This is a genomic window from Streptomyces sp. NPDC048484 (genome assembly GCF_040651415.1).
In the GTDB taxonomy this organism is placed as follows: domain Bacteria; phylum Actinomycetota; class Actinomycetes; order Streptomycetales; family Streptomycetaceae; genus Streptomyces.
Genome location: NZ_JBEZJY010000002.1, coordinates 271,878 through 294,898 on the forward strand (window position 1 = coordinate 271,878; position 23,021 = coordinate 294,898).

22 protein-coding genes and 1 riboswitch are annotated in these 23,021 nt (G+C 71.5%); of the genes, 12 read left to right on the forward strand and 10 right to left on the reverse strand.

All coding sequences use genetic code 11. The annotated features are described in order from the left end of the window. Positions 1-168: 168 nt before the first annotated feature. Both AB0D14_RS03025 and AB0D14_RS03030 read right to left on the reverse strand, forming a co-directional pair. Entirely contained in the window at positions 169-996 is an 828-nt protein-coding gene (locus AB0D14_RS03025; RefSeq protein ID WP_362773791.1) for a methyltransferase, read from the reverse strand. Positions 997-1,173: 177 nt separating this feature from the next. Then, positions 1,174-1,758: an SAV_6107 family HEPN domain-containing protein gene (locus tag AB0D14_RS03030; RefSeq protein WP_362773794.1), complete on the reverse strand. Its 585-nt coding sequence runs from the start codon at positions 1,756-1,758 to the stop codon at positions 1,174-1,176. A 179-nt stretch (positions 1,759-1,937) separates the two neighbouring features. Between AB0D14_RS03030 and AB0D14_RS03035 the strand changes: the two genes are divergently transcribed. The 4 genes from AB0D14_RS03035 (at position 1,938) to AB0D14_RS03050 (ending at position 7,430) form a co-directional block, all read left to right on the forward strand. Then, positions 1,938-2,756, forward strand: a complete 819-nt coding sequence (locus AB0D14_RS03035) for an ATP-binding cassette domain-containing protein (RefSeq protein WP_362773797.1) — start codon at positions 1,938-1,940, stop codon at positions 2,754-2,756. Next, positions 2,728-4,818: a YhgE/Pip domain-containing protein gene (locus AB0D14_RS03040; protein ID WP_362773799.1), complete on the forward strand. Its 2,091-nt coding sequence runs from the start codon at positions 2,728-2,730 to the stop codon at positions 4,816-4,818. The genes AB0D14_RS03035 and AB0D14_RS03040 overlap by 29 nt, the downstream gene beginning before the upstream one ends. Before the next feature lie 11 nt (positions 4,819-4,829). After that, complete coding sequence (locus AB0D14_RS03045; protein ID WP_362773802.1) at positions 4,830-5,471, forward strand: TetR/AcrR family transcriptional regulator; 642 nt, start codon at positions 4,830-4,832, stop codon at positions 5,469-5,471. A 444-nt stretch (positions 5,472-5,915) separates the two neighbouring features. Next, complete coding sequence (locus AB0D14_RS03050; protein ID WP_362773805.1) at positions 5,916-7,430, forward strand: NAD(P)/FAD-dependent oxidoreductase; 1,515 nt, start codon at positions 5,916-5,918, stop codon at positions 7,428-7,430. Positions 7,431-7,479: 49 nt separating this feature from the next. Here AB0D14_RS03050 and AB0D14_RS03055 read toward each other — a convergent pair whose 3' ends face one another. The 5 genes from AB0D14_RS03055 to AB0D14_RS03075 all read right to left on the reverse strand — a co-directional run bounded on the left by AB0D14_RS03055 (position 7,480) and on the right by AB0D14_RS03075 (position 12,053). Then, positions 7,480-8,520, reverse strand: coding sequence for a hypothetical protein (locus AB0D14_RS03055; RefSeq protein WP_362773807.1), 1,041 nt, complete (start codon positions 8,518-8,520; stop codon positions 7,480-7,482). Positions 8,521-8,577: 57 nt separating this feature from the next. Further along, on the reverse strand, positions 8,578-9,501 hold the full coding sequence (metF, locus tag AB0D14_RS03060; protein WP_362773809.1) for a methylenetetrahydrofolate reductase [NAD(P)H]: 924 nt from the start codon (positions 9,499-9,501) through the stop codon (positions 8,578-8,580). Positions 9,502-9,692: 191 nt separating this feature from the next. Next, on the reverse strand, positions 9,693-10,343 hold the full coding sequence (thiE, locus tag AB0D14_RS03065; protein ID WP_362773812.1) for a thiamine phosphate synthase: 651 nt from the start codon (positions 10,341-10,343) through the stop codon (positions 9,693-9,695). 85 nt (positions 10,344-10,428) lie between these two features. Next, the gene (locus AB0D14_RS03070) at positions 10,429-10,800 is read right to left on the reverse strand and encodes an Rv2175c family DNA-binding protein (protein WP_362773815.1); all 372 of its coding nucleotides are present in this window, start codon (positions 10,798-10,800) and stop codon (positions 10,429-10,431) included. Between the two features lie 89 nt (positions 10,801-10,889). Further along, positions 10,890-12,053: an FAD-dependent oxidoreductase gene (locus tag AB0D14_RS03075; protein ID WP_362773934.1), complete on the reverse strand. Its 1,164-nt coding sequence runs from the start codon at positions 12,051-12,053 to the stop codon at positions 10,890-10,892. A 188-nt stretch (positions 12,054-12,241) separates the two neighbouring features. Continuing rightward, positions 12,242-12,355: riboswitch (TPP riboswitch) on the forward strand. Between AB0D14_RS03075 and thiO the strand changes: the two genes are divergently transcribed. From thiO to AB0D14_RS03100, 5 genes are all read left to right on the forward strand, one after another. Further along, positions 12,353-13,564: a glycine oxidase ThiO gene (gene thiO, locus AB0D14_RS03080; RefSeq protein WP_362773818.1), complete on the forward strand. Its 1,212-nt coding sequence runs from the start codon at positions 12,353-12,355 to the stop codon at positions 13,562-13,564. It overlaps the preceding riboswitch by 3 nt. Then, on the forward strand, positions 13,561-13,767 hold the full coding sequence (thiS, locus tag AB0D14_RS03085; protein ID WP_362773820.1) for a sulfur carrier protein ThiS: 207 nt from the start codon (positions 13,561-13,563) through the stop codon (positions 13,765-13,767). Before thiO ends, thiS begins: the two co-directional genes overlap by 4 nt. Positions 13,768-13,770: 3 nt before the next feature. Then, positions 13,771-14,565: a thiazole synthase gene (locus tag AB0D14_RS03090; protein ID WP_362773823.1), complete on the forward strand. Its 795-nt coding sequence runs from the start codon at positions 13,771-13,773 to the stop codon at positions 14,563-14,565. Positions 14,566-14,707: 142 nt separating this feature from the next. Then, the gene (pknB, locus tag AB0D14_RS03095; RefSeq protein ID WP_362773826.1) at positions 14,708-16,633 is read left to right on the forward strand and encodes a Stk1 family PASTA domain-containing Ser/Thr kinase; all 1,926 of its coding nucleotides are present in this window, start codon (positions 14,708-14,710) and stop codon (positions 16,631-16,633) included. Between the two features lie 73 nt (positions 16,634-16,706). Continuing rightward, complete coding sequence (locus tag AB0D14_RS03100) at positions 16,707-17,579, forward strand: deoxyribonuclease IV (protein WP_362773829.1); 873 nt, start codon at positions 16,707-16,709, stop codon at positions 17,577-17,579. 40 nt (positions 17,580-17,619) lie between these two features. Here AB0D14_RS03100 and AB0D14_RS03105 read toward each other — a convergent pair whose 3' ends face one another. After that, the gene (locus AB0D14_RS03105; protein ID WP_362773832.1) at positions 17,620-18,252 is read right to left on the reverse strand and encodes a sulfite oxidase-like oxidoreductase; all 633 of its coding nucleotides are present in this window, start codon (positions 18,250-18,252) and stop codon (positions 17,620-17,622) included. Positions 18,253-18,435: 183 nt separating this feature from the next. Here AB0D14_RS03105 and bfr point away from each other — a divergent pair, with 183 nt between their 5' ends. Further along, positions 18,436-18,915: a bacterioferritin gene (bfr, locus tag AB0D14_RS03110; protein ID WP_362773835.1), complete on the forward strand. Its 480-nt coding sequence runs from the start codon at positions 18,436-18,438 to the stop codon at positions 18,913-18,915. A gap of 12 nt (positions 18,916-18,927) precedes the next feature. Here bfr and AB0D14_RS03115 read toward each other — a convergent pair whose 3' ends face one another. Further along, positions 18,928-19,170, reverse strand: a complete 243-nt coding sequence (locus AB0D14_RS03115) for a (2Fe-2S)-binding protein (protein ID WP_362773837.1) — start codon at positions 19,168-19,170, stop codon at positions 18,928-18,930. A 162-nt stretch (positions 19,171-19,332) separates the two neighbouring features. Then, complete coding sequence (locus AB0D14_RS03120) at positions 19,333-20,685, reverse strand: class II 3-deoxy-7-phosphoheptulonate synthase (RefSeq protein ID WP_362773840.1); 1,353 nt, start codon at positions 20,683-20,685, stop codon at positions 19,333-19,335. A gap of 110 nt (positions 20,686-20,795) precedes the next feature. Here AB0D14_RS03120 and AB0D14_RS03125 point away from each other — a divergent pair, with 110 nt between their 5' ends. Together AB0D14_RS03125 and AB0D14_RS03130 are read left to right on the forward strand one after the other, a co-directional pair. Beyond that, complete coding sequence (locus AB0D14_RS03125; protein ID WP_152776879.1) at positions 20,796-20,858, forward strand: trp operon leader peptide; 63 nt, start codon at positions 20,796-20,798, stop codon at positions 20,856-20,858. 127 nt (positions 20,859-20,985) lie between these two features. After that, positions 20,986-22,893 carry an anthranilate synthase family protein gene (locus AB0D14_RS03130; protein ID WP_362773843.1) on the forward strand — a complete coding sequence of 636 codons (1,908 nt, stop codon included), beginning with the start codon at positions 20,986-20,988 and terminating at the stop codon, positions 22,891-22,893. The last annotated feature ends 128 nt before the right edge of the window (positions 22,894-23,021 follow it).

A 23,021-nucleotide genomic window follows, 5' to 3' on the forward strand; every position in this document is an offset into this window, starting at 1 on the left:
AACCCGCCATGGCGCTCCGGTCCACTGAGGCGTAGATTCCCCAGCGACCGGCCCGTCATGCCGGGTGGTCTCCCCCGATCATACGGCTCCGAGCGCCCGATCGGGGGGCCTGTGGCGTACTCCATCTGCTGTCGCGTCCCTGATCAGCGCTGCGCCACAGGAGGCGGCTCACCTCTCGGCGGCCTCCCGCGGCTCACCGAGCACATGAAGCTGCGTGGCAACGGAGTGGAACGCGGCGAGTTCGGCGGCTGCGGCCTCCAGCTTGAGCAGGGCGTCCAGAGCGCCCGGCTCGGTGTCCACGAGGACCCCGGGGACCAGGTCCGCGAAGACCCTGACGCCGTGCACGGCACCGACTCTCAGACCCGCGCCCTCGACCAGTGCGGTGAGCTGATCGGCCGTGAAGCGCCGGGGAACGTGATCACCCTCTCCCCAGCGGCCGTCCGGGTCGCTCAGGGCGTGGCGGGCTTCCGTGAAGTGCCCGGCGAGGGCCCGTGCGAGCACGGCGCCGCCCAGGCCGGCGGCGAGCAGGCTGAGGATGCCCTCGGGGCGCAGCGCGCCGACGGCGTTGCGAAGGCCCTCGGCGGGGTCGTCGACGTACTCGAGCACGCCGTGGCACAGCACCGCGTCGTAGCCGCCGCGCTCGACGACGTCGAAGAGGCCGTGTGCGTCGCCCTGGACACCCTGGACGCGGTCGGCGACCCCGGCTTCGGCGGCCCGGCGCTCCAGCGCGAACAGCGCGTTCGGGCTGGGGTCCACGACGGTGACGCGGTGACCGAGGCGGGCGACGGGCACCGCGAAGTTGCCACTGCCGCCTCCCGTGTCGAGCACGTCCAGCGACTCCCGGCCCGTGGCCTTGACCCTGCGGTCGAGGGCGTCCTTGAGAACGTCCCAGACCACGGCGGTACGGAGAGAAGCGCGGGGGCGAGAGGGCTCGGAGCGCAGCGACGCCGGTCGAGGGCGGCGGGGGGAGACGGGCGGGCGCATCGGGTCCGACACGGCAGTTGACTCCTCGGCGCGGCACCGCCTCGTGCTGGGCGGAGCGATGGGGGTACCTCCCCGCCCTGTCCGGCGCCGGGGAGATGCAGTGCGTCTCCAACCTTATTGCCTCGCGCCCGCTGCCCGGCTCCCCGTCTCGCGCGCCGGACGGACGGCGGAGGCGGGGTCCGGGCGCCGTCACCCCGCGTCCGGCAGGTCCGGCGCGGCCGGGGCGTCCAGGGCGTCCGGCGCGTGCCGCGCCTCCTGGTCGCTCTCCTGCCGCGGCTGGGGCAGGACCGGCTGGAGCACCAGCATGCGCTCGACGAGGCGGAGGAACATCGCCACGTCACGCAGCAGGTCGTCGGCGTCGCGGACGGTGGCCGCGCCCTGGATGCCGGCCTCCGCGCGGGCGCGGCGGCGGGCTCCGGATGCGAACAGCACGCTCCACTCGGCGAGTTCGGGCGCTATCTCGGGCAGCACCTCCCAGGCGCTCCGGATCTTCGCCCGGCGCCTCACGGTGGTCTCGGGGCGGCCCCGGGCGGCGAGCACGGCCGCGGCGGTGCGCAGCGCGGCCAGATGCGCCGTCGCGTACCGCTCGTTCGGTGTTTCCACCAGGGCCGCCTCGTCGAGTCCGGAGTGGGCCTGGGCGAGCAGGTCGAGGGCGGCGGGCGGGGCCGTGGCCCGGCGGAGCACGGGGTGCACGTCGCTCGCCGGACCGGTCAGTGAGGGGGCAGGGCCGGAGGCGCGGCGCCGATGGGCGGCGGCTGCGGAGGAGCTGGCCATGACGAACCTCCTGTCGTCTGTGTGACGGCACTCCCCGACGGGGGGTGCCGTATGCGCCTATCGTGCGGTATGCCACTGACAATCCGTTCTGACCTGCGCTTTTGCCTCGATCACAGGTTCGGAGTAGTTTTTGCACTGACCAGTCAGTGCAAAAACTTTGTGCTTCAAGGACCCGGTGGATGGGGGAAGTTGTGGACGGTCCGCACGGACTCGGCGTCACGGCCGAGGACTTCGGGCTCAAGGGCCCTCGCGGCTGGGCGTTCCGCGGGGTGGACGTCGACGCGGAGCCCGGCTCGCTGATCGCGATCGAGGGGCCCTCGGGTTCGGGCCGTACCTGCCTGCTGCTCGCGCTCACCGGCCGGATGAAGCCCACCGAGGGACGCGCGAGGGTGGGGCGGTCCGAGCTGCCCAGGCAGTCGGCGGCGGTCCGCCGCCTCAGCGCACTCGCCCATGTGCCCGGGGTCACCGACCTGGAGCCGGCCCTGTCCGTCGCCGAACACCTTCGGGAGCGGGCACTGCTCCAGCGGAGGTTCGGCGGCTCCGTACGCGGGCTGTTGCGGCCGCGCCAGGAGCGGTTGACGGAGGCACGGCTGCGGGTCGACAGCGCGCTGGCCGCCGCCGGCCTGGACCGGGAGGCGCTGCCCAAGGGCTCCAGGACCGCCGTCCGCGACCTGGAACGCCTGGAGGCCCTGCGCCTCTCTGTGGCACTCACTCTGATCGGGCGCCCCAGGCTGCTCGGAATCGACGACACGGACCTGAAGCTCTCTGCGGCCGAGCGGGCCGAGGTCTGGGCGCTGTTGCGCTCCCTGACCGAGGCCGGGACCACCGTCGTCGCGGTGTGCAGCGAGGCCCCCGAGGACGCGGTCGTGGTGTCCACCGGCCTCGACCACGACCACGACGACCAGCAGAACGATCAGGGCGACCGGCACGACCGGGACGACCAGGACGACCAGGACAAGGAGACTGTGGATGCGCTCGCCGAAACTGGCCGCGCTTGAGCTCAGGCGCTTCGGCAGGGGCAGGCTCCCGCGCGCCGCGCTGGCCGCGCTCCTGCTGCTGCCCCTGCTGTACGGCGCCCTCTACCTGTGGTCGTTCTGGGACCCGTACGGCCGTCTCGACCGCATCCCCGTGGCGCTGGTGAACGACGACAGGGGAGCCACCGCCGCCGGCAAGAAGATCGCGGTGGGCGACGAGATCACCGAGGGGCTGCGCGGGAGCGAGACGTTCGAGTGGCACGAGGTGAGTGCCGCCGAGGCCCGCGAGGGCGTCGAGAACGGCACCTACTACCTGTCGCTGACCATGCCGTCCGACTTCAGCGGGAGGATCGCCTCCAGCTCGGGGGACTCGCCGGAGACGGGCGCCCTCCAGGTGCGTACGAACGACGCGAACAACTACATCGTCGGGCAGATCTCGCGGACGGTCTTCAGCGAGGTGCGCACGGCCGCCTCGACCAAGGCGTCCCGGTCGTTCCTCGACCGGATCTTCGTGTCGTTCTCCGACATCCACGGAAAGACCGAGAAGGCCGCCGCGGGGGCCGACGACCTCAAGGGTGGGATCGGGAAGGCTAAGAAGGGCTCGAAGGACCTCTCGGACGGCCTTGAGGACGCCGAGAAGGGCAGCGGCAAGCTCGCCGCCGGCCTGAAGAAGCTCGACACGGGCGCGGGCGATCTGGAGGACGGCTCGCGGCAGGTCTCGGAGGGCACGCAGACCCTCGCTGACAAGGTCAACGGCGTCGCGGACAAGGTGGGGCCCTTCCTGAAGGGCAACGAGAAGGAGATCGGCGACACCGCCCGGCTCGTCGCGGACTCCGCCGCCGCCATCCGCCACAACCTCGGCACGCTGGCAAAGACGGCTCCGACCGCCGCCAAGGAGGCGCACACCGCCTCCGACACGTTGAACGGCGTCTACAAGGCGCGCTGCCAGGACCAGGACCTGCCGCTGCCCGACGCCGCCTGCCCGGAACTGAAGAAGGCCAAGGACGCGGCGGCGGACGTGGCGAAGGTCGCCGACGACGTCGACACGCTGGTGGCCGGCCAGGACGGTGACCTGAAGACGCTCGACAAGCACCTGGCCACCCTGGAGAAGCAGGCAAGGGCGCTGGCCGACCGCTCGCCGCACCTGTCCGAGGACCTCGCCACGACCGTCGCCGGAATCAACAAGCTCGACAAGGGGGCCGGGAAGGTCGCCAAGGGGGCCAGGACGCTGCACACGGGGCTCGGCACGGCCAAGAAGGGTGCCACCGACCTCGACAGCGGGATCGGCAAGCTCGGGACGGGCGCGGACGACCTCGAAGGCGGCATGTACAAACTCGCCGACGGCTCGGGGAAGCTAGCCGGCAAGCTGCACGACGGCGCAGGACAGATCCCGGACTACGACAAGAAGGACCGCGACCGGCGCACCGAGGTCATGGCCGACCCCGTACAGCTCGCTTCGAAGGACCTGCACAAGGCGCCCAACTACGGCACCGGTTTCGCCCCGTACTTCATTCCGCTGTCCCTGTGGGTGGGCGCGATGGTCGCCTACATGCTGATCCCGCCGCTCAACCGGCGCGCACTCGCCGCGGGCGCCCCCGCCTGGCGCATCGCGCTGGCGGGCTGGCTGCCGGTGGCCGCCCTGGGGGTGCTGCAGACGGTCGCGCTGATGTCCGTACTGCACTGGGCGATCGGCCTGGAGGCGGTGCGGGCGGCCGGGACGGTGGTCTTCCTGTTCCTGGTGACGGCCTGCTTCTCCGCGATCGTGCAGTGGCTGAACGCCCGCTTCGGAGCGGCCGGCCGGATCCTCGTCCTCGCTCTCCTGATGCTGCAGCTGACGTCGGCCGGCGGCACGTATCCCGTGCAGACCAGTCCGGGCTTCTTCAACGCGATCCACCCCTTCATGCCGATGAGTTACGTCGTCGACGCCCTGCGCAGGCTCATCACGGGCGGCGGTCTGGGACCGGTCTGGCAGGCGTGCGCCGTGCTCACCGCCTTCACCCTGGGCGCGCTCGCGCTCACCGCGGTGTCCGCGCGGCGACGGCAGGTGTGGACCCTCGACCGTCTGCACCCGGAGCTGAGCCTGTGACAATCAGGGCCATGGAAAGCAGCAGGACGGTGGGCAGCGGCGACGGCCGGAGACAGGCGACCCGGCAGAAGCTCTACGAGGCGGCGGTGACCCTCATCGCCGAGCAGGGCTTCTCGGCCACCACCGTGGACGAGATCGCCGAGCGTGCGGGAGTGGCGAAGGGCACGGTCTACTACAACTTCGCGAGCAAGTCCGTCCTCTTCGAGGAGTTGCTCCGGCACGGTGTGGGGCTGCTCACCGCCTCCCTGCGGGAGGCGGTCGAGAAGACCGACAGGGACGGGGGCAGCAGGGTCGACGCGCTGGACGCGATGATCCGGGCGGGCCTCGGCTTCATCGGCCGCTACCCGGCCTTCACGCAGCTCTACGTGGCGGAGCTGTGGCGCACCAACCGGGCCTGGCAGTCCACCCTGATGGTGGTCAGACAGGAGGCCGTCGCGGTCGTCGAGGACGTGCTGCGCGACGGGATCGCGAACGGCGAGCTGAGCGACGAGATCGACACCCCGCTGACGGCGGCGGCGCTGGTCGGCATGGTGCTGGTGGCGGCCCTGGACTGGCTGGCGTTCCAGCCGCAGCGGTCCCTGGACGACGTCCACGCGGCGCTGTCGCTGCTGCTCCAGGGGAGAGTCGGCGGGGAGCGCCTCGGACGCAAGTGAGCGCCGGTCCGTAGTGGCCGCGTCCCCCGCGGGCCACGCCGTACCGGCGCCCCTCTTGTGCTCCCCCGTGCGTCCCCCGTGCTCCCCCGACGGTTCCCCGTTCGGTCCCCCTCGGGCCCCGTGCCTCGCTCCCGCCGAGTCCTCGGCGGAAGGAGCGGTAGAGGGCACTGCGCCGTTCCGCCGCCCCGTGTCGGCGGTACGGGAGCCGCGCCCTTTTCCGTGCCTCCACTCTCTCGTTCCCGCAGGTCGGCGCCCATCCGTGCGCGTACTCAACTCACCCCCTAGGTACGTACTCAGGCCTACGCATTCATGCTCAGGACGCGCCGACGCCGACTGGTCACGATCGCGTCCGTGTCCGTACTCCCTCCGGACTCCCTCCGGCCGGGGGCCTGGGGGTTTCCCCGGCGCGACCGGCTGTCGGTGGCGGCCGATAAAGTCCCTGTCATGGCACGCATTGTGGTGATCGGCGCCGGGATGGGCGCAATGGCGGCCGCCGCGCGGCTGACCGTCGCGGGCCACCGGGTGACGGTGTACGAGCGCACGGCGACGTACGGCGGCGCGGTGGGCCGCTTCGAGCGCGACGGCTTCGCCTTCGACACCGGCCCCGGCCTGCTCCCGGTCCCCGCGGTGTACCGCGACCTGTTCGTCAAGACGGGCAAGGAGCCCCTGGAGGCATGTGTCGACCTGGTCCAGGTCGACCCGGCGGCTCGGCACGTCTTCGCCGACGGCACGGAGGTCCCGCTGCCCAACGCCTCGCGCGCGGGCGTCGTCTCGGCCCTGGACGAGGCTCTGGGCGCGGGCGCGGGTGAGCGCTGGGGCGACTTCCTGGTCCGGGCGCGCGAGGCCTGGGACCGGACGCGGCGGCCACTCCTGGAGGAGCCGTTGTGGTCCGACTGGCAGGTCCTCGGCGAGCGCGAGCCCTATCCGGCACTGCGGCAACGGCGCCTGCTGCGTACGCGTACGGCGCGCCGTCTCTCGGAGGTCGGCTCCGGGGAACTGGGCGACCCGCGCCTCGCCGCCCTCCTGGAGAGTTACGCGCTGGCGTACGGCCTCGACCCGGGCGCGGTCCCGGCGAGCGCGGCCGTCCTGCCGTACATGGAGCACGCCTTCGGCGCGTGGTACGTGCGCGGCGGGATCCGGGAGCTGGCCCGGGCCGTGTACGAGCGCTGTCTGGCCCGCCGGGTGGAGTTCCGTTTCGGGGCCGAGGTCGTCTCGGTCACGGAGAAGGACGGCCGGGCGGCCGGCGTGGAGCTGAAGGACGGGACCGTCGCCGAGGCGGACTTCGTGGTGGGCGGCCCGCCTGAGCTGCTGGAGAGCCTGACAGGCCGCGGTGATCTGTACGGGGGCGAGTCACCCGCACCGCACCCCGTGTCCCGGTCCTGCGGCAGGGCTGTGGTCTGCCTCGCCCTGCGCGGCCCGCGCGAGACGGGCACCGCGCACCGCACGGTCGTGCACACCACGGACCGGGCCGAGGAGTTGGGCCACACTTTCAAAACCGGTACGGTGCCGCCGCGGCCCACGGTGTGGGTGGACCGTCCCGGCGATCCGCTGCTGCGCCCGGACGACGCCCACGAGTCCGTGGTCCTCACGGCGACAGTGCCGTCCCTCGCGCACTACGACTGGGCCGCTGCCGGTGCCGCCGACAGCTTCGCCGACCGCATGGTCGCCGCCGCGGAGCGGGCGGTGCCGGACCTGCGCGAGCGCGTGCTGTGGCGCGAGGTACGGACTCCGCTGCACACGGAGCGGGAGACCGGAGCGGAGGGGGGCGGTGTGCCCGCTCCCGCGCTGGCCGGCGGGGACGGCGCACTGCTGCGGCCGGCCAACGCCACCGGCGTTCCGGGCCTGTTCGCGGTCGGCGGCTGGGCGCACCCCGGCGGCGGGCTTCCGCACGCGGGCATGTCGGGGGCTCTGGTCGCCGGACTGATCGTGGAGGGACCGGACTTCCGGGGCTCGCAGTGACACCCGGTGGCGCCCCTGCGGCGGGCGCCGCGCCGAGATCGCGCCGGGTTCAGTACCGGTACTGCTGCTCGTCGTACCCGCCCTGCTGGCCCTGCTGGCCCGGCTGTTCCTGCTGGCCGTTGCCCTCGTAGGGATACGGCTGCTCCTGCGGGAGTTCGCCCCCGTACGGGTCCTCGGTGGTCCGCTGCTGCGGCACCCAGACACCGCCGGCCGGGGTCTCGCCGCCGTAACCGCCCGCAGCGTACTGGTCCTGTCCGTAATCCTGCTGCCCCTGCTGTCCTTGCTGCCCGTACTGCTGCTGCGAGGCGTCGTAGGACTGGCCGTACGAGGCGGCGTCGTAGGACTGCGAGCCGGCGTACGGGTCGGCGTAGGCGGGGTACTGCTGCTGTTGCCCGGTGTCGTAGCCGTACTGCTGCTGCTGGTCGTAGTTCGAGTAGCCGTCGTATCCGTAGTTCTGGGCGAACTGGTCCTGGGCCTGGCCCTGCGCCTGCCCCTGCTCTTGTCCCTGCGCCTGCCCCTGGGCCGAGGCGGCGTACGCGGGGTCCGTGGCCGCGGCGTAGGCCGCCTCGCTGTAGACGCCGTACTGGCCGGTGTCGTCGGGCAGCGGCTGCGGCTCGTAGACGGAGCCGGAAGCGGAAGCGGACTCGGCGGCAGTCCCGGGGCGCTGCCCGAAGACCGAGTCGTCACGCCCGAAGGCGTCGTCCCCGCCGAAGCTCTCGTTCCGGCCGAAGTCCGGTTGAGGATACGTTCCGGTCTCCGCGGCCTGGAGGTCCGTGACCTCCAGCGTCGGGTCCTTGCGCTCGGGCTCGCCCCGGCGGCGCTTGGTGAGGCCCGGGCGTCCGGAGACGGCCCAGCCGGACGCGAAGCCGCTGCGGAACGACAGCGTGACGTACGTCTGCCCGACGGCGAAGGCAGCCGCACCCAGACCGATGACCAGCACGTTCGGGATCAGGACACCGAAGACCACCCCGAGGAAGCCGCCGAAGGCCAGCAGCCGCCAGCGCAGCCGCGCCTTGTACTGCAGCAGTACCTCGCCCAGCAGCCACAGCGCGACGATGCCGAACGCGATATAGAGGACCGTCCAGCCCATGTACGCCCCTCTCACAGGTGGCCGCTACGCAGTGTGTCGTACGACGATGCGACCGGTCTAGACCCGCTGTGGGTGATGCAGGCCAAGGTTCTCGTAGATTTCCAGCGTCGCAGTGGAGTTGTTCAACGTAATGAAATGCAGTCCGGGGACTCCCTCGGCCAGCAGCCCCGCGCAGAACTCCGTGGCGAACTCGATGCCAATGGAGCGTACAGCCGCCGGATCGTCTTTGGCTGTGAGGATCCGCTCTTTCAGGGCATCCGGGAACGACGCATTGCTCAGTTTCGGCAATCTCTCCAGCATCTTCACGCTGGTCACCGGCATGACCTCGGGGATGATCGGCGTAGTGCAACCCGCCGCGTCGACCCGGTCACGCAGCCGCAGGTACGCGTCCGGCTGGAAGAACATCTGCGTGATCGCGTAGTCGGCGCCGGCCCGGCACTTGTCGACGAAGTTCGCGACGTCCGCGTCCCAGTCCGCGGACCGCGGATGCATCTCCGGGAAGGCCGCGACTCCCACGCAGAAGTCGCCCGACTCCTTGATGAGCCGGACGAGTTCGGCCGCGTAGGTGAGGCCCTGGGGGTGCGCCACCCAGTCGGCCATCGGGTCACCGGGCGGGTCGCCGCGCACGGCGAGCATGTTCCGGATCCCGGCGTCCGCGTACTGGCCGATGATGTTGCGCAGTTCCGCGATGGAGTGGTTGACCGCGGTGAGGTGGGCGACCGGGGTGAGTGTCGTGTCGGACACGATCTGTTCCGTCGCCTTGACCGTCCCGGCGCGGGTGGTGCCGCCCGCCCCGTACGTCACGGAGACGAAACTGGGCGCGACCGCCTCGACCCTGCGCAGCGCGTTCCACAGGTTCCGCTCGCCCTTTTCGGTCTTCGGCGCCCAGAACTCGAACGAAAACGTCGTCTTTCCCGTCGCGAGCATGTCCCGCACGGTGCGGGCGTGGTCAGTCCTGGTGGAAGCAGATCCGAGGGCCATACCCGCAGGTTAGCCAGGGGGAGACGGTCCCCCAACCGGATGCGGAGAAATTGCCCGATTTGTCGACTTGTTGTCCACTCCTCGGACAACCATGCCTCGACCGAACCTCTGTCGGACCGCTGCCGAACCCCTGACAGCTTACTGCCGGAGCGCTGCCGGACCTCCGACTCGGGCCGTCCGCGGCCTCCGGCTCACACCGCCCTCAGGCGCTTCGCGAACTCCGCCGCGGCCGCTCCCGGATCACCGGCCTCGGTGATGGACCGTACGACGACGACGCGACGCGCGCCCGCTTCGAGCACCTCGTCGAGGTTGCCGAGGTCGATGCCGCCGATGGCGAACCAGGGACGGTCCGTGGCCAGCGCGGCCGTGTGGCGGACCAGGTCGAGGCCCGGCGCGTGGCGCCCCGGCTTGGTGGGGGTCGGCCAGCAGGGCCCCGTGCAGAAGTAGTCCACGCCGTCCTGGGCGGCGGCGGCCGAGGCCTCGGGCCCGGCGTGGGTGGAGCGGCCGATCAGGACCTCGTCGCCGAGGATCGCCCGGGCGGCGGGGACGGGCAGGTCTCCCTGACCGAGGTGCAGGACGTCGGCCCCGACGGCGTGGGCGACGTCGGCCCGGTCGTTCACGGCGAGCAGTTTGCCGTGCCGGCGGCAGGCCTCCGCGAGGACGGCGAGGTGTTCCAGTTCCTCGGCCGCCTCCATGCCCTTGTCCCGCAGCTGCACTATGTCCACGCCGCCCGCGAGGACGGCGTCCAGGAAGCCGGCGAGGTCGCCCTGGCGCCTGCGAGCGTCCGTACAGAGGTAGACCCTGGCGTCGGCGAGCTGGGCGCGTGCGGTGGATACGGGCATGCGTGGGCCCCCCGTGGCGTGTCGGTGGCGTACGGGCCGCGGGCCTGCGGGGCACGCGGCCCGTACGCCGTGCGGCGTGGTCAGGTCAGACGGCGAGCGCCTGGGCGCGGCGCTTCACCTCCGTGCCGCGATTCTCACTCAGAGCCTGCGCGGGGGTACCGGGCAGGCTCTCGTCGGGGGTGAAGAGCCACTCGAGCATCTCTTCGTCGGAGAAGCCGTCGTCCCGCAGGAGCGTCAAGGTGCCGGTCAGGCCCTTGACGACCTTCTGTTCGTCCGCGTCGACAAAGGCGGCGGGGACGTGCAGCGCGCGGTTCTCACCACGGCGTACGGCGATGAGCTGGCCTTCCCTGACCAGCTGCCGGACGCGCGTCACCTCGACGCCGAACTGTTCGGCGATGTCGGGGAGGGTGAGCCAGGCGGGGACGAGAGCATCGATCTTTGCGTCAATCTCGGTCACGGACACAAGCCTGCCATCTCGGACTGACACCCGGTACCCGGGCCCGGACTCACACCCGGTGCCCCGGCCGGTCGACCGGGGCGGTGTGGTCAGGCCACGGCCCCCTTCAGCGGCCGTGCCGGGTCCGCCAGCAGGGCCGGGTCCATTCGGGTGCCCGACTCGATCAGCCGTCGCCCCTGCGCCAGGTCCCGGGGCCTGCCCACCGCCAGGACCGCGACCAGGCGGCTGTCCCGGAGCCAGCACACCGACCAGGAGGGGGTGGTCGGATCGCCGCGCCAGGTCAGGGTGTCCGCGGATCCGTGATGCCCCGCGTACTGGACGAAGCGGCCGAACTGCTCGGACCAGAAGTAGGGCACCGGGTCGTACGGGGCGGGCGTCTCGCCGACGATGTTCGCCGCGACGGTGCGCGGGCCCTGGAGCGCGTTGTCCCAGTGGTGGACCAGCAGGCGCTCGCCGTAGCGGCCCGACGGGAACGACGCGCAGTCGCCGACCGCGTACACGTCGGGGACGGAGGTGCGCAGGTGGTCGTCCGCGACGACCTCCCGGTGGGCGCCCAGTTCGATCCCCGAGCCGGCCAGCCAGGCCGTGGCGGGCCGCGCCCCGATTCCGACGACGACGGCGTCCGCGGGCAGCCGCGACCCGTCGTCCAGCACCACCGCGCCGGGCTCGACGCGTTCCACGCGCGCGTGGGTGCGCAGCGACGCCCCGCTGTCCTCGTACCAGGCGGCCATGGGAGCGGCCACCTCGGCCGGCAGCACGCCGACGAGCGGCCGGTCGGCGGCCTCGACGACGGTCACCGCGCACCCCGCCTCACGCGCCGCCGTGGCGAACTCCGCGCCGATCCAGCCCGCGCCCACCACCACGATGTCGTGCTGCCGGGCGAGCACGGGGCGCAGCCGCTCGGCGTCGTCGAGGGTGCGCAGCAGATGGACGCCGGGTACGCCCTCGGCGCCGGGCAGCCGGATCGGTTCCGCTCCCGTGGCGACGACCAGGACGTCGTACGGGACGGGGCCGTGGGCCGTGTCGAGTTCGCGCCGGGCCGGGCGCACGCCGGTCACTTCGAGCCCCAGGCGCAGCTCGACGTCGAGGCTCTCGAAGTCGACGTCGAAGGCGGAGCCCTCGGCCTTGCCGAGCAGCACGGCCTTGGACAGCGGCGGACGGTCGTACGGCTGGTGGGGCTCCGCGCCGATCAAGGTCACGCTTCCGGTGAAACTCTGTTCCCGCAGGGCCACGGCCGTCTGAACCCCGGCCATGCCCGCACCGACGATCACGACACCCGGTCGCACCGTCGGACTCCGTACCTGCGTCAGCTCGCTCACCCGGTCACCATAGACAGGGGTGGAATCGTCGGTCAGGGGCGCGTACGGGTCCGTCGGGCGAGCGGGGCACGCCGCGCGGCTCCCTTACTGCGGTGCGAGGCGAAGAGCTAGGGTGGTCGGCGCAGAGCACTCGCGGGAGTCCGGACGCACCGGGCTGAGAGGGAGGCTGGGGCGGCCTCCGACCGTACGAACCTGATCCGGGTCATGCCGGCGAAGGGAGGGGCTGGACGCCCATGTCGCGTACATCACAAGCATCTTCACCCGACGTCCTGGTCTCCGACGTCCTGGTCGTCGGGGGCGGGATCATCGGTCTGGTCACCGCCTGGCGCGCCGCGCAGCGCGGGTTCACGACCGCGCTCGTCGACCCCGAACCGGGCGGCGGCGCCGCGCAGGTCGCGGCCGGGATGCTGGCCGCCGTCACCGAGCTGCACTACGGCGAGGGGACCCTGCTCGGCCTCAACCTGGCCTCGGCGCGGCGCTATCCGGACTTCGTCGCCGAGCTGACCGAGGCGACCGGCGTGGACCTCGGCTACCGGCAGTGCGGCACGCTGACCGTGGCGCTCGACGCCGACGACCGCGCCCATCTGCGGGAACTGCACGCCCTGCAGCGCCGGTCGGGCCTGGAGTCGGAGTGGCTGAGCGGCCGTGAGTGCCGGCGCCTGGAGCCGATGCTCGCGCCGGGAGTGCGGGGCGGGCTGCGGGTGGACGGCGACCACCAGATCGACCCCCGACGGCTCGCCGCGGCCCTGGTCACGGCCTGTGAGCGGGCCGGAGTGGTCTTCCACCGCAGATGGGCCGAGCGGCTCACCGTCACAGGGGGCCGGGCCGCCGGAGTCACCACGACGGACGGCACCGAGCTGTCCGCGGGGCAGGTGGTCCTCGCCGCGGGCAGCCTCAGCGGACGCCTCGCGGGCGTGCCCGAGGACGTACTGCCGCCGGTGCGTCCCGTGAAGGGGCAGGTGCTGCGGCTGACCATGCCGGAGCGGAGCCCGGCCCTGCTGAGCCGGAGCGCGCCCTTCCTGAGCCGGACGGTGCGTGCCGTCGTCCGCGGCAGCCACGTCTACCTGGTGCCGCGTGAGAGCGGCGAACTCGTCGTCGGCGCGACCAGCGAGGAGCTGGGCTGGGACACCACGGTGACGGCGGGCGGCGTGTACGAACTGCTGCGGGACGCCCACGAACTCGTCCCCGGCATCACCGAGCTGCCGCTCACCGAGACCCGGGCCGGACTGCGTCCCTGCTCCCCCGACAACGCGCCCCTGCTCGGCCCGAGCGGGCTCCCCGGGCTGTTGCTGGCGACCGGCCACCACCGCAACGGTGTGCTGCTCACCCCGGTCACCGGCGACGCCCTGGCGCACGCCCTGGTCACCGGCGAACTCCCGGACGAGGCCCGCCCGTTCGCCCCCGGGCGGTTCGACGCCGCCGCACTCATGGAGCAGCCCGTATGAGCGTGACCGTCCTCGTCAACGGGGAGCGGCGGCAACTCGCCGCCGACACCGCCCTCGACACCCTCGTCACCGCTCTCTGCGCGGCCCCCTCCGGTGTCGCCGCCGCGCTGAACGAGACCGTCGTTCCGCGCGCGCAGTGGCCGGGAACCCTCCTGCGCGAGGGAGACCGCGTCGAGGTACTCACCGCCGTCCAAGGAGGCTGACCCATGGCCGACGACCCCTTCGTCCTCGGCGGTACGTCCTTCGCGTCCCGTCTGATCATGGGCACCGGCGGTGCCCCCAGCCTCGACGTCCTGGAGCGCTCACTCGTCGCGTCCGGCACGGAACTGACGACGGTCGCGATGCGGCGCGTGAGTCCCGGAGCCCACGGCTCGGTCCTCTCCGTGCTCGACCGGCTCGGGATCCGCGTTTTGCCCAACACCGCGGGCTGTTTCACCGCGGGGGAGGCCGTGCTGACGGCCCGCCTCGCGCGCGAGGCGCTCAGCACGGACCTGGTCAAACTGGAGGTCATCGCCGACGAGCGCACGCTGCTGCCCGATCCGATCGAACTGCTCGACGCCGCCGAGACCCTCGTCGACGACGGCTTCACGGTCCTCCCCTACACGAACGACGACCCGGTCCTCGCGCGGAAGCTGGAGGACGTGGGCTGCGCCGCGGTCATGCCGCTGGGGTCGCCCATCGGCTCGGGGCTCGGGATCCGCAATCCGCACAACTTCCAGCTGATCGTGGAGCACGCGCGCGTGCCGGTGATCCTGGACGCGGGAGCCGGTACGGCGTCGGACGCCGCGCTCGCCATGGAGCTGGGCTGCGCCGGTGTGATGCTCGCCTCGGCCGTGACCCGGGCGCAGGAGCCGGCCCTCATGGCCGAGGCCATGCGGCACGCGGTCGAGGCCGGACGGCTGGCGTACCGGGCGGGCCGCATTCCGCGCCGCCACTTCGCCGAAGCCTCGTCGCCGGCGGACGGAATCGCGCGCTTGGATCCGGAACGACCCGCTTTCTGAGCTTCGGCTTGAACATCTGTCCGAATCCATATGCCGTGCCGCCCTGGTCAGCGTGCGAGGTCCGTCACAGCTCGGCTTCAGTACCGCCCCGGAACCGCCCGGGCGGGCCGCGCCGTCAGTGACGGCTCGTACACTCACCTGCGTGGATACGACCCTTCAGGACCCGTTGGTCGGGCATGTGCTCGACGGTCGGTATCGCGTCGACGCGCGCATCGCGGTCGGCGGGATGGCCACGGTCTACCGGGCCGTGGACACCCGCCTGGACCGGGTGCTCGCGCTCAAGGTGATGCATCCGGCCCTGGCCGCCGACGTCTCGTTCGTCGACCGCTTCATCCGCGAGGCCAAGTCGGTGGCGAGGCTCGCCCATCCGAACGTGGTGCAGGTCTTCGACCAGGGCGCCGACGGCGGCTACGTCTATCTGGCGATGGAGTACGTGGCCGGATGCACCCTTCGCGACGTGCTGCGCGAGCGCGGGGCGCTCCAGCCGCGGGCGGCGCTGGACATCCTGGAGCCGGTCCTCGCCGCGCTCGGCGCCGCGCACCGCGCCGGATTCGTACACCGTGACATGAAGCCGGAGAACGTCCTGATAGGGGACGACGGCCGGGTGAAGGTGGCGGACTTCGGTCTCGTACGGGCCGTGGACACGGTCACCCACACGACGGGTGCCGTACTGGGCACTGTGTCGTATCTCGCACCGGAGCAGATAGAGAACGGCACGGCCGACCCCCGGGTGGACGTGTACGCCTGCGGCATCCTCCTCTTCGAGATGCTCACCGGCGACCGGCCGCACCTGGGGGACTCGCCCGCAGCGGTGCTCTACAAGCACCTCCACGAGGACGTGCCCCCGCCGTCGGCGGCCGTGCCCGGCCTGGCCCACGAGCTCGACGAGCTGGTCACGACGGCCACCGCGCGCAACCCCGAGGTCCGCCCGTACGACGCGGTGGCGCTGCTCGCGCAGACCCTGGACGCGCGCAGCGCCCTGAGCGACGACCAGCTGGACGCCGTACCCCCGGGGGCCCTCTCCACGGACCGTCCGGGCGCCGACAACCGTACGAGTGTGATCCCGCGCTCGCTGTCGGTGCCGCGGCCGCTCCCGGTGAACGACGACGCGGAACTGCACCACACGAGCTTCCTGCCGTCCCCGCCGCCCGAGCCCCCGCGGCGCCGCCGCAGCCTGTCCCCGCGCCGGGGCCTGCTCGCGATCATCGCCGCGGTCCTGCTGGCCCTCGGGGTCGGCGCGGGGATCTGGTACATCAACTCCGGGCAGTTCACCGAGGTCCCGGCGGTGCTCAACCAGACCGAGGCGAAGGCCCAGCAGCGCCTCCAGGACGCCGGCCTCGACGTGAAAGCCGTCAAAACCGAGTACAGCGACACCGTCAAGCGCGGCAAGGTCATCAGCAGCGATCCCAAGCCGGCCACCCGGATCCGCGACAACGGCTCCGTGACGCTGACGGTTTCCAAGGGCCCGAACGTCGTGCGTGTGCCGGACCTCAAGGGCTTCGTGCTCGGCAAGGCGAAGGAACGGCTGGAGAAGGAGGGGCTCGTGGCCGGCATGGTCACCAAGGCCTTCAGCGACGACGTCGTCGTGGGCCAGGTGATCAGCACCGAGCCGGGGGCGGGCACCGAGCGCCGCGGCGGCGCGGCGATCGCCCTCGTCGTCAGCAAGGGCAGCCCGGTGGACGTGCCCGACGTGCTCGGCGACGACCTGGCCGACGCCAAGGAGGAACTGGAGGACGCGGGCCTGACGGTCGAGGTCGCCTCCGAGCGGGTCACCTCCGACTACGACGCCGGTCAGGTGGCCGAGCAGTCGCCCGACCCCGACCGGCAGGTGGCCCAGGGCGGCACCGTCAAGCTGACGGTGTCCAAGGGCCCGCCGTTGGTCGAGGTCCCGGACGTCGTGGGCGACAGTGTCGACGACGCGAAGCAGGAACTGGAAGAGGCCGGCTTCGAGGTCAAGGAGGACCGCGATCTGCTCGACATCTTCGGCGGCGACGAGGTCAAGAGCCAGTCGACGGAAGGCGGCGAGACGGCGCCCAAGGGGTCGACGATCACCATCGAGGTCGGCTGAGCGAGGCGTTCCGAGGACGTCCGCCGAGACATCCGCCGACAGGGCGGCCGGGACCGCGTGACACCCTGGGAGGGTGAGCACTGACCAGTCCCGCAACCCCGTCGGCGGCCATGTCCCCGTCGCCGGAGGCCTCGCCTCCGTAGGCCTCTCGTACGCGCGCGACCTGGCCGCCGAGGCCGTCCAGGTCTTCGTCGCCAACCCGCGCGGCTGGGCGACACCGCCCGGGAACCCGGTCCAGGACGAGGCGTTCCGTGCGGCCTGCGCCGCGGAGTCCCTTCCCGCGTACGTCCACGCGCCCTACCTGATCAACTTCGGCTCGCACACCGAGGCGACCGTGGAGAAGTCGGTGGAGTCGCTGCGGCACTCGCTGCGCCGGGGGCGCGCCATCGGGGCGCTGGGCGTGGTCGTGCACACGGGCTCGGCCACCGGCGGCCGGGAACGCCCGGTCGCGCTCCGGCAGGTGCGCGAGTATCTGCTGCCGCTGCTCGACGAGCTGACCCACGACGACGACCCCCACCTCCTCCTTGAGTCGACCGCCGGCCAGGGCGCCTCGCTCTGCTCGCGGACCTGGGACTTCGGCCCGTACTTCGAGGCGCTCGACTCCCATCCGAAGCTGGGTGTCTGCCTGGACACGTGCCACATCTTCGCCGCGGGGCACGACCTCACCGGGCCGAGCGGGATGCACCAGACTCTCGATCTGCTGGTGGACACGGTCGGCGAGGGCCGCCTGAAGCTGATCCACGCCAATGACTCCAAGGACGTGGCAGGCGCCCACAAGGACCGGCACGAGAACATCGGCGTCGGCCACATCGGCGAGGACCCGTTCCGCGCCCTGATGACCCACCCCGCCACCGAGGGCGTACCGCTGATCATCGAGACGCCCGGTGGCAAGGAGGGGCACACGGCGGACGTGGAGCGGCTGAAGAAGCTCAGAACCTGCGTCTGACGGACAGCGTGAGGCACGGACGGCGTGAGGTGGTGAGCCGTCAGAGCTCGGGGCCGTCTCCGGGCTCCTCCTGGTACGAGTAACGCTGCTCCCGCCAGGGATCGCCGACGTTGTGATAGCCGCGCTCCTCCCAGAAGCCGCGACGGTCGGCGGTCATGTACTCCACACCGCGGACCCACTTGGGGCCCTTCCAGGCGTACAGCTGCGGCACGACGAGACGCAGGGGAAAGCCGTGTTCCGCGGTGAGCAGTTCGCCGTCCTTGTGAGTGGCGAGGATCGAGCGCTCCGACGCGAAGTCGTCGAGGCGCAGATTCGAGCTGAAGCCGTACTCCGCCCAGACCATGACGTGGGTGACGGTGGGTGCGGGCGGAGCGATCTCCAGGATCGTCCGGGCCGGAACACCGCCCCACTCCGCGCCGATCATGCTGAACTTCGTGACGCAGTGCAGGTCGGCCACGACCGTCGCGTACGGCAGGGCCGTGAACTCGTCGTGGGTCCAGCAGTGCTTCTCACTGTCGGCGGTGGCGCCGAAGACCCTGAACTCCCAGCGCTCGGGGCGGAACTTGGGCACGGGCCCGTAGTGCGTGACCGGCCAGCCCCGCTGGAGTCGTTGTCCCGGCGGAAGCTCCGACTGTGCTGTTTCTCCAGATTCACGATCCACCGGCTGACCCATGACTCCATCCTGACAGACCGGGAAGGTGGACATGACCAGGTCAGTACCCACTCGGTCAACCGCGACAAGACGGACTAAGCCTGTGCTTACTTACTAAGCATGCACTTACTGGACGATCTTCGACGCCGGTGCAATCATGCGGCGCAACCCGCCAGTTCCCCCCGCTTGGAAGGAGCCTCTGCGATGCAGGGCGACCCCGAGGTTCTCGAATTTCTCAATGAGCAGCTGACCGGCGAGCTCACCGCGATCAACCAGTACTTCCTGCACGCGAAGATGCAGGAGAACTTCGGCTGGACGAAGCTCGCGAAGTACACGCGGCACGAGTCCTTCGACGAGATGAAGCACGCGGAGTTGCTGACCGACCGCATCCTCTTCCTGGACGGTCTGCCGAACTACCAGCGGCTCTTCCACGTCCGGGTGGGGCAGACGGTCACCGAGATGTTCCAGGCGGACCGACAGGTCGAGGTCGAGGCGATCGACCGGCTCAAGCGCGGCATCGAGGTGATGCGGACCAAGGGCGACATCACGTCCGCGAACATCTTCGAGTCGATCCTCGAGGACGAGGAGCACCACATCGACTACCTGGACACCCAGCTGGATCTGGTGGAGAAGCTCGGCGAGGCGCTCTACATCGCACAGCTCATCGAGCAGCCGGAGAGCTGAGCCGCTTCAGGGCTACGCGGCCTCGTCCAGCCGCTCCACTTCCGCGAACGCGGGAATGTCCTGAGCCGCCGGCTCGCGACCGGGGAGGGCGCCTCGGCCCAGCAGTGCCTGGATGCGCCGTACGCAGGATCCGCAGTCGGTGCCCGCCTTGCAGGCGGACGCTATCTGCCGAGGGGTGCAGGCGCCGCCCTCCGCGTGCTTCTTCACCTGTGCCTCGGTCACTCCGAAGCAGTTGCAGACGAACACGCGGTGCACCTCCCGACGGGATTCGATAGGTCACGCCGTCCCCGAAGATCGGTGAGGCTAACCTAACCTTACCCGCCGACTCCGAGCTGCAAAAGTGCGGTGGGGCGCGGATCGTATGTGATCCGCGCCCCACCGCATGCGTCTGTAACAACCGGAACGGCCGATGATCTGCTACTGGTCCCGGTACATCTCCGCCACCAGGAAGGCCAGGTCAAGGGACTGGCTGCGGTTCAGGCGGGGGTCGCAGGCCGTCTCGTAGCGCTGGTGCAGATCGTCGACGAAGATCTCGTCGCCGCCGCCCACGCACTCGGTGACGTCGTCGCCGGTGAGCTCGACGTGAATACCACCCGGGTGGGTGCCCAGCGCCTTGTGGACCTCGAAGAAGCCCTTGACCTCGTCGAGCACGTCATCGAAGCGGCGGGTCTTGTGGCCGGAGGCCGCCTCGTAGGTGTTGCCGTGCATCGGGTCGGTGATCCAGGCGACCGCCGCACCCGAGGCGGTGACCTTCTCGACCAGCTCGGGCAGCCTGTCGCGGACCTTGTCGGCGCCCATGCGGACGATGAAGGTCAGCCGGCCCGGCTCACGGTCCGGGTCGAGCCGCTCGATGTACTCCAGCGCGTCCTCGGCCGTCGTCGTCGGGCCCAGCTTGATCCCGATCGGGTTGCGGATCTTCGAGGCGAACTCGATGTGCGCCCCGTCCAGCTGACGGGTGCGCTCACCGATCCACACCATGTGGCCCGAGACGTCGTACAGCTTCCCGGTGCGGGAGTCGACCCTGGTCAGCGCCGACTCGTAGTCGAGAAGCAGCGCCTCGTGCGAGGCGTAGAACTCGACGGTCTTGAACTCCTCCGGGTCGGCCCCGCAGGCGTTCATGAAGTTCAGTGCCTGGTCGATCTCGCGCGCCAGCTGCTCGTAGCGCTGCCCGGACGGCGAGGTCCGCACGAAGTCCTGGTTCCAGGCGTGCACCTGGCGCAGGTGGGCGTAACCGCCGGTGGTGAAGGCGCGGACCAGGTTGAGCGTGGAGGCGGAGGCGTTGTACATCCGCTTCAGGCGCTCGGGGTCCGGGATGCGGGCCTTCTCGTTGAAATCGAAGCCGTTGACCGAGTCGCCGCGGTACGTCGGCAGGGTCACGCCGTCACGGGTCTCGGTGCCCTTGGAGCGGGGCTTCGAGTACTGGCCGGCGATACGGCCGACCTTCACGACCGGCACGGACGCCGCGTACGTGAGGACGGCGCCCATCTGGAGGAGCGTCTTGAGTTTGTTGCGGATCTGGTCGGCGGACACGGCGTCGAAGGCCTCGGCGCAGTCGCCGCCCTGAAGGAGGAACGCCTCGCCCTTGGCGACGGCTCCCAGCCGGGCGCGCAGCTGGTCGCACTCGCCGGCGAAGACGAGCGGCGGATACGACTCGAGGTCCGCGATCACTTCGCGCAGAGCCTCAGCATCGGGGTACTCGGGCTGCTGCGCCGCGGGCAGGTCTCGCCAGGTGTTGCCAGCGCTGGCGCTGGACTTAGCGTTCACGGTCACGGCGTCAACATTACGGGGTCGTGTCGGGCGTCCATCCACCTGCTCATCAAGTGAGACGGGCCGCACGCATGGGATCTCGCATGAATCTCGCATGGGATAAGGTGCGACGCATGTTCGCGCACCCGACCCAGAACCAGAACTGGTGGTGGACCGCTCACCCGGCGGCCCACTGACTGCGCGTACGCAAGACTTCGCGAAGGCCGCCCGAGGGGCGGCCTTCGGTGTTTCCGCGACCGGGACCGTTCCTCTCCGCCTCTCTCCACACCTCTCTCACCGAGACGCCGAGAAGGAACAGGACCCATGAACCTGCTCGATCTGCTGGACGATCCCCGCCCGTTCGCGCTGCTGCGGCGCCGTACGCCGGGCCACGATCACGACACCGTCGAGTTGCTGCTCGGCCCGGTCACCGAGCACGAGCGGCTGGCCGACATCCCCGAGGGGCTCGCCCTCGTCCCCTACCGCCAGATCCGCGAGCGCGGCTTCGACGCCCACGACGACGGCACCCCGCTCTCGGTGCTCACGCCGGAGGTGTCGTACGAGCTTTCCCTGGAGCAGGTCCTGTCGGAGCTGCCCGCGCACGACGTGCGGGTCGAGGACGGGGGCTTCGACGTCGCGGACGAGGAGTACGCGGAGATCGTCGGGCGGGTGCTGCGTGAGGAGATCGGGCGGGGCGAGGGCGCCAACTTCGTCATCCGGCGGACGTACGAGGGGGAAATCCCGGGGTTCGGGCGGGCCGACGCGCTGGCGCTCTTCCGGCGGCTGCTGGTGGGTGAGCGCGGGGCGTACTGGACGTTCGTGGTGCACACCGGCGACCGGACCCTGGTCGGGGCGAGCCCCGAGGTCCATGTGCGGATGTCCGGCGGGACCGTCGTGATGAACCCGATCAGCGGGACGTACCGCTACCCCGCCGAGGGGCCGACACCCGAGGACCTGCTGGAGTTCCTGGCCGACGGCAAGGAGATCGAGGAGCTCTCGATGGTCGTCGACGAGGAGCTCAAGATGATGTGCACGGTCGGCGACATGGGCGGGGTCGTGATCGGGCCGCGGCTCAAGGAGATGGCCCATCTCGCGCACACCGAGTACGAGTTGCGGGGCAGGTCGTCGCTGGACGTGCGCGAGGTGCTGAAGGAGACCATGTTCGCCGCGACCGTCACGGGATCGCCGGTGCAGAACGCCTGCCGGGTGATCGAGCGGTACGAGCCCCTCGGGCGGGACGGGGCCGGGCGCGGCTACTACGCGGGCGCCCTCGCCCTGATCGGACGCGACGAGGGCGGCGCCCAGGCCCTCGACTCCCCCATCCTCATCCGGACCGCCGACATCGACGGGGGTGGACGGCTGCGGGTGCCGGTGGGCGCGACGCTCGTCCGGGGCTCGGACCCGGCGAGCGAGGTCGCGGAGACCCACGCGAAGGCGGCGGGTGTGCTGGCCGCCCTGGGAGTAGGCCCCGGGCGGCCGGGCGGGGGCGCCGCGCGGGCGAGCCTCGCCGACGATCCGCGGGTGCGGGCCGCGCTCGACGGGCGGCGGGCTTCGCTGGCCCCGTTCTGGCTGCGGATGCAGGAGCCGTCGGCCGGGTCGTCGGGCCATGTGCTCGTCGTGGACGGGGAGGACACCTTCACGGCGATGCTCGCGCATCTGCTGCGCTCGTCCGGGCTCACGGTGACCGTACGGCGGTACGACGAGGCGGGGCTGCGGGAGACGGTCCTCGCGCACGAGGGCCCGCTGGTGCTGGGGCCCGGCCCGGGCGATCCGTCCGACATGACGGACCCGAAGATGGCCTTCCTGCGCGGCCTCACCGCGGAGGTGCTCCGCGGGCACCGGCACGGTGTCCTGGGGCTCTGCCTCGGCCACGAGCTGATCGCGGCGGAACTGGGGCTGGAGATCGTGCGCAAGGAGATCCCGTACCAGGGCGCGCAGACGGACATCGACCTGTTCGGGCGGACGGAGACCGTCGGCTTCTACAACAGCTTCGTGGCGCGCTGCGACGACGAGGCCGCGCTCGAACTGGCGGCCCACGGCATCGAGGCCGCCCGCAGCCGGGCGGGCGAGGTGCACGCGCTGCGCGGGGCGGGCTTCGCCGGGGTGCAGTTCCACCCCGAGTCGGTGCTGACGCTGCGTGGCGCGGACGTCGTACGGGAGCTGCTGGATCAGGTGCGCGCGGGGGCGGGCACGGGCGCCGGCGCGTTCTCGGAGCGGCGGCCCGCCCGGTAGCCGAGCGCCGGTTTTCGCCCCCGCCGCCCCTTCCCGTCCCGTCCCGGGGGCTCCGCCCCCGAACCCCCGCTCCTCAATCAAACGCCGGAGAGGCTGACATGCCAGCCCCTCCGGCGTTTGAGGACAAG